Consider the following 11,895-nt stretch of genomic DNA (forward strand, 5'->3'; position numbering starts at 1 on the left):
GCGTAATGTATACGTCTTTTTAACAGATTATCCGACTTAGGTGTGTTTTGAACTGACTCCCATTTCTCGTGTCCAAGAAATGGGAGGTAGTTCATTTCAGAAAAAGCGGTCTAACAATCGCAAGAAAAGCGTTACTTACGCAGTCTGCATCTTTGCACGTGTCTCATCAATGATGGCACGTACCTTAGCTGCGTTAGCGGCAATCTCCTCTTTTGAGCCCTTAGTAAGCAGACTTCCCATGCCGCAGCAATCAACGCCACGCTCAAGCCACTCAGCAAGGTTGTCAAGATTAATGCCGCCAGAAGCCATCAGAGGCATCCAAGGAGTTGGAGTCTTAAAGAGGTTAACCAGCTCAGGACCATAGACGTTAGAAATTGGGAAGCACTTAATAAAGGCAGCACCCATCTCAAGACTGTGGTTTGCCTCGGTCATAGTAGTGCAACCAGGTGCGTAAGGAATCTGATACAGGTTACACATACGAGCAACCTCATCAGAGCCGCAGTTAGCAACGATGAACTGAGCGCCAGCCATAATAGCAAGACGAGCAGTTGTTGGCTCCATAACGGTACCTGCACCAACAATCATCTTGTCGCCAAGACGCTCTCTAATTGCAGCAATAACCTCGCCTGCGTTTGGCAGGGTGTAGCTAATCTCCATTGCATGAACGCCGCCTTCTGCAAGACCCTCAGCAATTTCAATACCACGCTCAACTGTTGGGACGCGAACAACTGCAAACGCACAGGTATCCACCAGTGCCTGAGAAACAGCAGCTTTCTGCATCATCATATACAACATCTCCTTGTAAATGTATCTCGCTCTACCCTATTGAGCTGGCGAGAAACCCGTTTTTTTGATTCTTAATTATGAGCAATTCCATAATGGTCGAGCATTGCATAGATCTTCTCGTCAACACCTTCTGCAACCTCTGTAACTGGGAAACGAGCAGGTCCAACAGGGTATCCAGCAAGCTCAAGAGAGCGTTTGAGTGTCTGAGGAGTGCTTCCAAGGTGCAGAATATCGCGAATTGGCTCAATCTCTGCCTGAAGACGAGTGGCTTCCTCGGTGTTTCCAGCCTCAAGAGCATTCCAGAGGTCAACGACAACCTTGGTAATAAGGTTTGCGGTACCCGCAATAGTACCCTGAGCTCCAAGAGCATGAGCCTCAGAGATCTTTCCGTCAGAGCCAACAAGTACGTCTACGTCGTGACCAGCGGCAGCGTCCAGATAATCCTTGAGGTTATCAATGTTTCCGGAACTGTCCTTAATACCCTTGATATTTTCAATGGTTACCAGCTGCTCAACTGCCTCTTTAGAGATGTTTTTGCCGGTACCCTTAGGAATGTTGTACAGAAGGACAGGAATCTTTACGCTTGCAGCAACAGTCTTGAAGTACTCGACCAGCTGCTGATCAGAAATGCCCAGGAAGTAAGGGTTGATGACAGAAAGTGCGTCTGCACCAATTGCCTCTGCCTCACGGCTCATGTAGAGAGCCTCTTTTGTTGAGCAAGCGCCGGTTCCTACATAAACAGGAAGACGACCTGCGGTTTTCTCGATAATAAACTTGGAAAACTTGATCTTCTCGTCAGGATTACAAACGTGGAACTCACCGTTAGAACCAAACGTAAAGATACCGTCAGCGCCCTCGGAGATAAGCTTTTCTAGAAGCTGCTCAGCTGCTTCGTAGTTAATAGACTGTTCTTCGTCGCGGTTAAACGGCGTGACCATAGGGACAATAACGCCCTTAAATGTTGACATGCAAACTCCTCTGTGCGTATTGCAGTGTTTATCTGGGGTTATTTGCCCTCGCGAATGGACGCGCCAAGAGCTCCACCGGGATGCCACTTAACGTACTGCTCTGGGTTAAGGCCGTACTCGTTTTGAAGCAGGATAGAGAGGCACTGGAGCTCCATAATCTCAGCCAGAATCGAGGCGCGTGGAGGCTTGTTCATGGAATCGCCCTCCTGCTCAACGCCTGCAATAAGGGCAACCTCTGCCTCGTTTGCCAGCCACGAGTTAGGATTTCCGGTCAGCGCAATAATGTGCACGCCAACGTTTTTGAGGCAGGTAACGGTAGCCTTGAGCTCGCCTGTCTCGCCGGAGTTGGAAATAGCAATGACTACGTCACCAGGACGAGTCTGACCAGCAGATCCATGGACGCACTCGGTGCCGTGAAGCTCGTAGGTTGGAGTTCCAGTTGACGAGAAAAGCGATGCAGCATAACCGGAGACGTGACCTGGCTTACCAATACCGGTTACGTGCAGACGGCCGCCCTTTGCCTCTGCATCCAAAATAAGCTTTTTAGCTGCAGAAAGCGCATCAAAATCAATGCTCTCTACATACTGATGAAGCGACTTTCCCACAATGGAGAGAAACTCCTGAACCTGCTCTTTTTCAGTTGCCATTACAACTCCTTATCTGTCTGTGAGGCAGCGCTCAAAGACACTTACTACATGCTGAGCTAACGCGTCTCTTTGACCTTATGCTGAGCCATAAGCTGCTCAATCTGCTCTTGAATTTGATCAAGCGTGGCGGCCATAAAAGGACGGTTAATGTCTACAAATTCAAATCCGGAAGGATGGCTTACCCAAGCGCCTTCAAGAAGCAGGCGGAGCGCCTTGCCCTGTCGAATGAGTTTGTAGCTTTTAATCTTGGTATAAGGAACGACAAGTGCTTTTCTCTTGTCGGATTTTGCAAAGATAAATACGTTTTTCTGTCCAAAATCAATAACATGAATGCCGCTGGCAAAACGACTAAAGCGTTTTCCCATGGCTCGTGATGCAAACCACGTAATGGTGAGTCCTGCAATAACACCAACAAGACCCAAAATATTGCCGCTTACATTGGCGTAAACCCAAAAGAAAAATGTCAGAGCAAGAGCAGCAAACGCCAGGAGCAAGTACAGAATTCCCTGAACCATCAAACGAGTTCTATCTTCAAGAACTTCTAGAACTAGCTGATCTTTGGGAAGCTCTGGAGCAGGCTGTTTGTCAACGCTGAGGCCAAACATATCGCCAAGCACTGACTCAGTAACACTTTTGTTGTTCTTCTCGTCTGCCATGTTTTTCCTTGTTGTGAAGCTTTTAAAAGGGCGCCCGCGGGCTTTCCACGAGCGCCCTAAGAAACCGTAGAGCTGAGTAGGTACTACAGAAATCTAGGCTTAGGCAAGACCAAAGAGTGAGCCGATGCCGTAGATGATAGAACCAACGATGTTGTAGTCAACGTTAGGGAAGGATGCCTCTGCAATTCCCAGCTGAGCAAATGCAGGATAGAGAATCAGAGGACCAGCGGTCAGGAAGATACCAACCAGGAAGGAGCCAAGAAGAGCACCGCGCCATCCACCGTAAGCATAACCACAAACGCCGCAAGTACCACCAGAGAAGAAGCAGATGCCTGCTGCAGGAATCATGATGGTTGGGCTGTGGAATGCAACCATAAGTGCCATTGCAACAAGGCCGCCAAGGAAGGAGCCAATGAAGCCGATGATGACAGCGTTTGGTGCAAATGGGAAGATTGCAGGGCAGTCGACTGCAGGACGTGCATCTGGAATGAGCTTCTCGGAGATGCCGACAAATGCAGCGGTAATCTCAGCAATGAACTGACGGACGCCGTAAACAAGAACGGACATACCAGCAGCAAACTGAAGACCAGCAAGGAATGGCCAAATCCACCACGTATCGTTACCAAAGTAGCTGGTGAATGGCTTGTTGTTTGCAAGGGTGTCGCCAAAGTGACCGGTGACAAGGCATGCAATAGTAACAACGTAGAACAGAACAATCATGAAGAGAGCAACGGAGAAGACAAAGTCCTTGAAGAGCTTGAAGAACTCTGGAAGCTCCTTAGCTTCCTTCTCGCCCTCCTCCTCGTTCTTCTTAGCAAAGAGCTTTCCAACGTAACCGGAGAATGCATAACCGATGCAGTTGAAGTGGCCGATTGCGATGGAATCTCCACCAACAAGCTTGTTTACGAATGGCTGGCACAACGAAGGTAGCGCAGCGCCGCAGAAGCCGAGGATGACACCACCAAGAACAATGGTGACCCACATTGGGAGACCAAGAGCAATGAAGACCAGTGCGAGTACGCAGGAGAAGTACAGGAAGTGCTGACCAGTCAAGAAGACGGACTTGAATGGGGTAATCTTGGCAAACACAAGGTTCATGATGAAGCCAAGGACCATTACAAGAGCAACCTCAGTACCATAGGTATTCAGTGCAAGAGCAGTTGCGACCTCAACCTGGGTTACAACGCCCTTAACAGCGAATGCACGACTAAACATGTCGCTGAAGATGTTAACCTGAGCGGACATAGCGCTAGAACCAATGTTGAAGATCATGAAGCCAATAATGGTCTTCACAGTTCCGGAGAAGACGTCCACAGCGGACTTCTTCTGCAGCAAGAGGCCGACAAGAGCAATAATGCCCATGATGACGGCTGTGTCTCTGAGCTGCATGAGAATTGCATTGAGCATGCGTAATCCCTTTCAGCAAATAAACCGACGAACCTACTCAGATAAGTTCTCTAAATCAAGTGACAAGTACCTCTTGTCAAAGGTTTGGCGAGAGCTTCTCGCCGAAGGCAACTCATGTTGCGTATGACGAGAAGCTCCCGCCAAAAAGATACAAAGGGGAGCTTATGCGTTGTGCTCTGCGAGCCAAGCGGTGAGCTTTTCCTTCATCTCTACCTTGTCGACAATGTTGGTAATACCAACTGCAGAAGGAACGCGATCGTCAGCGTTGAGCTCATCGGTGAGGTCAGACATGGTGATAACAAAATCGCCATTGAAACCAATCAGGGAATCCAGATTACCGTGCTCAGTCTCGATTGGAAGATCATTCTCTTTGATGACCTGGTCAATCTTGATCTTGAGCATCATGGAAGAACCCATACCTGCACGGCAGCAAACCAGTGCGTGGAACTTCTTATCAGCCATTACAACCTACCTTCCTTTGCGTGGACAAGGTCCACAACATCTTTTGGTGACTGAGCTTTTTCAAGCTGAGCAAAGAAATCCGGATCGCTCAGCAATTCAACAAGAGACTGAAGGGCACTAAGGTGGCCTTCACTATCTTTTGCAGCAAGTGGGAAAAGGAACTTAACTGGATCGTTGTCTTTGCTACCAAACGCAACGGAATCCTTAAGCACGGTAATGCCTACTGCAGGCTCAAGTGCGCCGGACTCAGGACGTGCGTGTGGAAGGGCAACATGCTCGGTAATAACAATATAAGGGCCAAGTTCGTTGACACCTTTAATGATGTCATCAACATAGCCCTCAGTTACTTTTTTGTTATCGACGAGTGGTTGCGCAGACTTTCTAATTGCATCTTCCCAGTTAGAAGCTGCAACATTGAGCTGCACCAGGTCTTCGGTAAGGAGATCACTTAACACAGCACCACCTTGCCTTTCTCTTAATGAGACACATTGGCCCAAAGCCGCCTCATGACAAGTCTTAATAACTTGATAATATGCCATGAAACGTTCTTAACTTCAATCAATTTTACTCAAACAGTAATCAAAGTTGTTCATATTTTTTCAGCGTATCTTTTGTCCAAGTATCTATACAAATGTTCATGTTTTTATGAACGTAATTGATGCGCCTTCTATTATCCCATGTAAAGTTTATATGTTAAATTTTTTATAATCTAAAACATTCATATATATTTACACTATTATTTTCCGAAATATCTTGATATCCTTCTTCTGATGTTCTATTTTATTGATGAATGAACATTCAAAGAAAAAATGTTGCTCATAAAGGGAGGGCATTTATGAAAAGGAGTAAGGCTTACGTAGATTCACGTCGCGAGGCAATTACTGAGCTGCTAGAAAAAGAGGGACAAGCAAGTGTTTTAGAGCTTGCTGATCACTTTGAGGTCTCTTCTTTGACTATCAGACGTGACCTGGACTTTCTTGAGAAACGCGGCATCCTGACTCGTCAGTATGGCATTGCTACCCTGCTTAATCCTTATGGTCGTCCTTCTGGCTCAAGGCAGATTCGCTCTAACAAAGCAATTGCCCGCGAGGCTGCTCGCTACGTTGAGGATGGCGATTGCATCTTCATCAACACCAGCTCCGTTGCTCTTGGGATGCTTGAGTGGATTGATGCTCACGACGTAACCGTTGTTACAAACAACGGCAAGGCACTGTTGCTTGAGGACATCCACGATCTTTCTATCATCCTTACTGGTGGTGACATCCGTCCTCCACGCGCTTCCATGACTGGTGATACCGCTCTTGAGTGCATCCAGCACATTACTGCTGCTAAATGCTTCTTGGGCTGCACGGGTTTCTCGGGAGAATTTGGTCTTACTTCAGCAACGTCTCCTGAGCCAGCAATTAACGCTCAGATGCTCAAGCGCTCTAGAAAGCACTATGTTGTCGCAGATTCTTCTAAGCTGGGCACCACTTCTAACTTCCAGTTTGGTTCTGCAGAGGATATTGACCTTCTGATTACTGATACAGGTGCAACTGACGAGCAGATCCAAGAGCTCAAAGCCGCAGGACTTAAGGATGTTGTCTGCGTCACTCCTTCTATTCTTCCTGCTAAGTAAGACTTACGCTTCATCATTTATTAAGCGAACACAGAAGGCGACCTTTTACAGGTCGCCTTCTTACGTCGCAAAATTTTTTACGTGCAATTGTGTTTAATCGCATCCGACTACACGCACCCACCGAAGTTCAACAGGACCATCTGTCGAGCAGCTTGCTGGCCAAACAACGATTAGCTTTCCAAAGCCTCAAACGACTTAAAGCCTTCGCCAATTGCCTCGTGGACCTCTGAAACAAATACCAGTGCATCGGAGTCAATCTCAGAAACGATAACTTTCAGCTGAACAACCTCCGTACGACCAAGAACGCACATCAAAACAGGCTTGTGCGCACCACTCCACAGTCCGCGCGCCTGAAGCTCCGTGCAGCCACGATTAAGGTTATAGAGAATCTCGTGAGCGATTGCATCGTGCTCAGAGGAAATAATGTAAACGCAGCGCTCAGATCTTGGTCCGTCGATGACAAAGTCAATCATTTTTCCTGTGACAAAGATTGCCAAGGTAGAATACAGACCGTTTTCTAGCGAGAAGACCGGAATAGCTGCAATAATAATGAGAATATCTACAATAATGATTGCGGTACCTGATGGAATACCAAAGCGCTTGGAAACCGCCTGAGCAATGATGTCTGTACCGCCAGTATTTCCACCCGCTCTAAATACAAGGCCAAGACCAAAACCACAGATAATACTGCCCCACAGAGCAGCAAGCATAAGATCATTGGCGCCAAGAGCTGGTAAAAAAGGTGCAAATAAATCAACAAAAATACTAGAAATTAAGAAGCCTACAACGCTCTTGAGCAAGTATTTTTTGTTGCCGCTTTTTGCAACAAAAGCCATCAAAATGATATTCATAGCGATTGTTTGCATACCAACTGGCAAATCAAAACCAAAAGGCAATGCAACAGCTCTAATAATCGTTGCAAAACCAGTAATACCACCAGCCGCAAGTCCGTTAGGAACTTCAAATACATCAAGGCCAACTGCAAAAATTGCACAGCCAAGGACGATAAAGAACGAATCTTTAAAGGTCTTTTGCCAAGTAGATTTTTGCACACTAATCCTTTCCGCCAACAACCCAGCGATGGTACGCAATGATGAACTGATCAAGATCGCCGTCTGAAAGAACGGACTCTACGTTTCCTGTTTCTGTACCTGTTCTTAAGTCCTTAATGAGCTGATAAGGATAAAGAACATAACTCCTAATTTGATTGCCAAACGAGATTTCTCTCTTTGGACCGCGAAGCTCATCCAGCTCAGCTTCGCGTTTCTCCTTTTCAATCTCATACAAACGACTGCGCAAGATATTCATTGCCGCAGCTTTGTTCTGAAGCTGGCTGCGTTCGTTTTGGCAGGTTACTACCGTTCCTGTTGGAATATGTGTAATACGAACTGCCGAGTCTGTAGTGTTAACTCCCTGGCCTCCTGGACCAGATGCATGATAGACATCAATACGCAGGTCATTGGGGTCAATAGCAACTTCAATATCTTCAGGAAGAACGGGTAAAACTTCTACACCAGCAAATGACGTCTGCCTGCGTTTCTTATCGTCAGTAGGAGAAATTCTTACCAGACGATGCACACCTTGCTCTGCACGAAGCATACCGTAAGCATTTTTGCCACTTACCGTAAAGGTTGCGCGGTCAAGGCCGATAACCTCCGCAACAGGAGCGTCGTTGATATCAACTTTCCAACCACGGCGATCGCAATATTTGAGATACATGCGAAAAAGCATCTCGCACCAGTCTTGAGCCTCAAGGCCTCCCTGACCAGGCTTAATAGTAACAATTGCATCACCATGATCAAGTTCATCAGTAAACCAGCTTGAAAGCTCAAGCTCCGACAAGTCTTTTTCAAGAGATGTCGCAAGCGCTTGAGATTCGTCGAGTGATGCTTGGTCTCCAAGCTCTGTTCCAAGCTCAAAAGCGGCCTCAGCATCACCGAGTTTCTCTTTAGCTCTATCAATACCAGCAACATCATCGCGAAGTGATGCTAGTTGAGTCATTATTTTTTGCGCAGCTTCAGCGTCGTCCCAAAAATTGGGACGAGCACTTTCTGCCTCAAGTTCTGAAATTTGCTGACGCTTCTCAGTGAGGTGAAGATATCCTTCTACCTCAGAGAGACGCTCCGCTAAAGCTTGGAGCGAAACAGCCTCTGTATCAGCCATTCTTACCTATTTCGGCCGTGGCAGTTCTTAAACTTTTTGCCACTTCCACATGGGCAAGGGTCATTGCGACCAACGTTGACGTAAGGATTTGGGTCGTCAGACTTACGGTAGGTTGATACAGAAGACTGGCTGACGCCGGTTCCCTGTGGACTCTTTCCAATAGCTGCGGCATTCTTAAGCATGCTCTTGCCTTGCTTAAGTGCCTTTTGATCACCGTCGGTCTCTTCTCCACCAGAATAGTGAGCATTCTGGAAGGCCTCTGCCTCAGTATTCTGACGTGGACGATTAACCAACTCAAGGCGAAGAATAGTACGGAGGAAGTCCTCGTACATGGTGTTTACCAGCAGCGTAAATGCCTCGTATGCCTCGGTCTTATACTCAACCAGAGGATCGCGCTGACCAAAACCACGAAGACCAATACCGGTCTTTAGGTAATCCATCTCCTGGAGGTATGCCATCCAACGAGTATCAATGACGCGAAGCATTACCTGAGCAGCAAGCTCACGCATAACTTCTTCACCAAGCTTCTGGGTCTTCTCGTCAAAGGTCTTTTGGACAAATGCGGTGACATCTTCTTCAAGCTGCTCAAACTTGGTGTCCTCGGTAAACTCTGGAAGATCAGTCTTACCAGTAAGTTCAGTGAGCCACTTCTCAAGACCCTCAAGATCCCACTCGTCAGCATCTCCGTAACAGAACTCCTCGCAAATGCGCTGAGTAGTAGAAGCAGTGACTGTCTCGATGAGCTCCATAAGATCCTTACCGTCAAGAATCTTGTTTCTCTCTGCGTAAATGACCTGACGCTGTTTGTTCATAACATCGTCGTAATCGAGGACGTTCTTACGCATTGCAAAGTTGACTTCCTCAACCTTGCGCTGGGCGCCCTCGACAAGCTTGGTAACAATCTTTGCCTTAATTGGCATATCGTCTGGAAGCTCATAGCGCTGCATCATTGCTGCAACGCCATCCATGCGATCTCCACCAAAGCGGCGCATCAAATCATCTTCAAGAGAAAGGTAGAACTGGGTCTGACCAGGGTCTCCCTGACGACCAGAACGACCACGAAGCTGATTGTCAATACGACGGCTCTCATGACGCTCGGTACCAATAACGCACAAACCACCCGCAGCGGTTACTGCCTCACGCTCAGTAGCGCAGATTTCCTTTGCTTCTTTGCGCGCAGTTTCTTTTTGCTCCTGAGTAGCCTCAGCTGGCTCAATTCCCTGGTTACGAAGGATATCTTCAGCCATGACATCTGGGTTGCCACCCAAAAGAATATCGGTACCACGACCTGCCATGTTGGTTGCAATAGTAACTGCACCCTCACGACCAGCCTGAGCAATAATCTGTGCCTCACGCTCATGGAACTTAGCGTTCAAAACGTTATGTTTAATGCCACGTTTAGACAGAATGCGAGAAATGCGCTCGGAGTTGTCAATGGAAACGGTACCAACAAGTACTGGCTGACCATTCTGATGACGCTCTTCAACGTCTCTTACGACAGCTTCAAACTTAGCGTCAATAGTACGATAGACCAGGTCATCGAGGTCTTCACGCTTAACCGGACGGTTGGGTGGAATAACTTGAACAGGAACGTGATAAACTTCACGGAACTCCGCGTCCTCGGTCATTGCGGTACCGGTCATACCGGAGAGCTTGTCGTACATGAGGAAGTAGTTCTGGAGGGTGATAGTTGCCAAAGTCTGGTTTTCTTCACGTACCTGAACGTTCTCTTTTGCCTCAATTGCCTGGTGAAGACCCTCAGAATAACGACGGCCTTCCATGATACGACCAGTAAACTCATCAACAATCTTTACTTCGCCATCAATGACAACGTACTGCTGGTCACGATGGAACATATACTCAGCCTTCAGCGCCTGCTGAAGATGATTGACTAGCTGGCCAGTCTCATCGTTGTAGATATCGTCAATGTTGAGAGCGCGCTCGACCTTCTCAAGACCAATCTCTGTTGTTGCAATGGTGTGCTTTGCCTCATCCATCTCAAAGTCAACATCTGGAGTTAATCCACGAACTGCCTTTGCAAAATCCTTATAGGTACCTGCGGATTTAGTGCCAGCACCAGAAATAATCAGAGGAGTACGAGCCTCATCGATAAGGATGGAGTCAACCTCGTCGACGATGGCGTAGTGGTGTCCACGCTGAACACGCATCTCTGGGCGAGTAACCATGTTGTCGCGCAGGTAGTCAAAGCCAAACTCTGAGTTTGTACCATAGGTAATATCTGCCTCATATGCAGGCTTTTTAAGGCTCAGTCGCATACCGTTCTGCAGAAGGCCAACACTGATGCCCAAGAACTTGTAGATGGTACCCATCCACTCACTGTCTCGTTTAGCCAGGTAGTCATTGACCGTAACGATGTGAACGCCTTTGCCGCTCAGTGCGTTAAGGTAACCAGCAAGAGTGGAGACAAGCGTCTTACCTTCACCGGTCTTCATCTCTGCGATAGTGCCCTTATGCAGCGCGATACCACCAATGAGCTGGACATCAAAGTGACGCTGACCAATAGTTCTTACTGACGCCTCACGTACCGTCGCAAAAGCCTCTGGGAGAAGATCGTCTAGACTTTCTCCTTCGGCATAACGAGCCTTGAACTTCTCGGTCTGAGCCTGAAGCTCTTCATCGCTCATTTCCTGCATTGTTGGCTCAAGCGCATTGATCTTCTCGACAATACGCTGATATGCTTTGAGGTCCTTGTCAGCGCCAAAGGACAGAATCTTAGAGAGGAAATTAGGCATAGCTTTTTCCTTGACGTCGGGCATCTATCTTCGGTTGATAGACACAGTATTCAACTTATATATCATACCCCGTCTAACTGCTTGAATCACACTACATGGCGTCGTAAAATCCCAATTTCGTTATTTCTCCACCACTAGTTTCTATTGATTCTTTTCCCTTTTCTGCACCTGCAATCATCCTGAGCTGTTTAGACGGCATTTTTCTACGCTTCATTACGTATTTCTGCACGTACAAATCGTAGTAATGCTGCGCATCCTGCGCCCGGCCACATTTTCTCAGTGCCTGAATGAGCGCCATAAGTGTGTCCTCTCGCATATCATCAACAAGGTAGGCGAGCTCTGCAAAATGCACCGCAAGCGTATAGTGGGTAATTCTCAAAGCAGCCACCGAAGCCGTTACCATGGTATCTATGTATTGATCTCTCAGGGCAACTC

12 protein-coding genes are annotated in these 11,895 nt (G+C 47.3%); 1 reads left to right on the forward strand and 11 read right to left on the reverse strand.

What is annotated here, in order from left to right:
- Positions 1-135: 135 nt before the first annotated feature.
- The 7 genes from RWJ96_RS06500 to RWJ96_RS06530 form a co-directional block, all read right to left on the reverse strand.
- Positions 136-786, reverse strand: coding sequence for a ketohydroxyglutarate aldolase (locus RWJ96_RS06500; protein WP_314019565.1), 651 nt, complete (start codon positions 784-786; stop codon positions 136-138).
- Between the two features lie 71 nt (positions 787-857).
- On the reverse strand, positions 858-1,754 hold the full coding sequence (locus RWJ96_RS06505) for a dihydrodipicolinate synthase family protein (protein WP_314019566.1): 897 nt from the start codon (positions 1,752-1,754) through the stop codon (positions 858-860).
- A 38-nt stretch (positions 1,755-1,792) separates the two neighbouring features.
- Positions 1,793-2,401 (reverse strand): SIS domain-containing protein, encoded by a 609-nt coding sequence (locus RWJ96_RS06510; protein ID WP_035427247.1) that lies wholly within the window; start codon positions 2,399-2,401, stop codon positions 1,793-1,795.
- A 56-nt stretch (positions 2,402-2,457) separates the two neighbouring features.
- A complete protein-coding gene (locus RWJ96_RS06515; RefSeq protein ID WP_314019568.1) occupies positions 2,458-3,057 on the reverse strand; it encodes a hypothetical protein in 600 nt (199 codons plus the stop codon).
- 99 nt (positions 3,058-3,156) lie between these two features.
- Positions 3,157-4,464 (reverse strand): PTS ascorbate transporter subunit IIC, encoded by a 1,308-nt coding sequence (locus RWJ96_RS06520; RefSeq protein WP_314019570.1) that lies wholly within the window; start codon positions 4,462-4,464, stop codon positions 3,157-3,159.
- Between the two features lie 162 nt (positions 4,465-4,626).
- Positions 4,627-4,926, reverse strand: coding sequence for a PTS sugar transporter subunit IIB (locus RWJ96_RS06525; RefSeq protein WP_314019571.1), 300 nt, complete (start codon positions 4,924-4,926; stop codon positions 4,627-4,629).
- Positions 4,926-5,381, reverse strand: coding sequence for a PTS sugar transporter subunit IIA (locus RWJ96_RS06530; RefSeq protein WP_314019572.1), 456 nt, complete (start codon positions 5,379-5,381; stop codon positions 4,926-4,928). Before RWJ96_RS06530 ends, RWJ96_RS06525 begins: the two co-directional genes overlap by 1 nt.
- Before the next feature lie 380 nt (positions 5,382-5,761).
- On the opposite strand from RWJ96_RS06530, the gene RWJ96_RS06535 reads away from it, so the two are divergent.
- Positions 5,762-6,544, forward strand: a complete 783-nt coding sequence (locus tag RWJ96_RS06535) for a DeoR/GlpR family DNA-binding transcription regulator (RefSeq protein WP_313995821.1) — start codon at positions 5,762-5,764, stop codon at positions 6,542-6,544.
- A 170-nt stretch (positions 6,545-6,714) separates the two neighbouring features.
- Here the strand turns inward: RWJ96_RS06535 and RWJ96_RS06540 are convergent, their stop codons facing one another.
- From RWJ96_RS06540 to RWJ96_RS06555, 4 genes are all read right to left on the reverse strand, one after another.
- Positions 6,715-7,596, reverse strand: coding sequence for a YitT family protein (locus RWJ96_RS06540; RefSeq protein ID WP_035436475.1), 882 nt, complete (start codon positions 7,594-7,596; stop codon positions 6,715-6,717).
- A 1-nt stretch (position 7,597) separates the two neighbouring features.
- Positions 7,598-8,707 (reverse strand): peptide chain release factor 2, encoded by a 1,110-nt coding sequence (prfB, locus tag RWJ96_RS06545; RefSeq protein WP_314019574.1) that lies wholly within the window; start codon positions 8,705-8,707, stop codon positions 7,598-7,600.
- A gap of 2 nt (positions 8,708-8,709) precedes the next feature.
- Positions 8,710-11,460, reverse strand: a complete 2,751-nt coding sequence (gene secA, locus RWJ96_RS06550; protein ID WP_314019575.1) for a preprotein translocase subunit SecA — start codon at positions 11,458-11,460, stop codon at positions 8,710-8,712.
- Positions 11,461-11,551: 91 nt separating this feature from the next.
- Positions 11,552-11,895 (reverse strand): hypothetical protein (locus RWJ96_RS06555; RefSeq protein WP_314019577.1); only part of this gene is annotated, 344 nt, incomplete at its 5' end.

The sequence above is a fragment of the Lancefieldella parvula genome, from assembly GCF_963547875.1.
Taxonomy (GTDB): domain Bacteria; phylum Actinomycetota; class Coriobacteriia; order Coriobacteriales; family Atopobiaceae; genus Lancefieldella; species Lancefieldella parvula_D.

Excerpts from the sequence above, each read along its gene's own strand:
- RWJ96_RS06500 (WP_314019565.1), bottom strand. The coding sequence starts at position 786 with ATGATGATGCAGAAAGCTGCTGTTTCTCAGGCACTGGTGGATACCTGT.
- RWJ96_RS06505 (WP_314019566.1), bottom strand. The coding sequence starts at position 1,754 with ATGTCAACATTTAAGGGCGTTATTGTCCCTATGGTCACGCCGTTTAAC.
- RWJ96_RS06510 (WP_035427247.1), bottom strand. The coding sequence starts at position 2,401 with ATGGCAACTGAAAAAGAGCAGGTTCAGGAGTTTCTCTCCATTGTGGGA.
- RWJ96_RS06515 (WP_314019568.1), bottom strand. The coding sequence starts at position 3,057 with ATGGCAGACGAGAAGAACAACAAAAGTGTTACTGAGTCAGTGCTTGGC.
- RWJ96_RS06520 (WP_314019570.1), bottom strand. The coding sequence starts at position 4,464 with ATGCTCAATGCAATTCTCATGCAGCTCAGAGACACAGCCGTCATCATG.
- RWJ96_RS06525 (WP_314019571.1), bottom strand. The coding sequence starts at position 4,926 with ATGGCTGATAAGAAGTTCCACGCACTGGTTTGCTGCCGTGCAGGTATG.
- RWJ96_RS06535 (WP_313995821.1), top strand. The coding sequence starts at position 5,762 with ATGAAAAGGAGTAAGGCTTACGTAGATTCACGTCGCGAGGCAATTACT.
- prfB (WP_314019574.1), bottom strand. The coding sequence starts at position 8,707 with ATGGCTGATACAGAGGCTGTTTCGCTCCAAGCTTTAGCGGAGCGTCTC.
- secA (WP_314019575.1), bottom strand. The coding sequence starts at position 11,460 with ATGCCTAATTTCCTCTCTAAGATTCTGTCCTTTGGCGCTGACAAGGAC.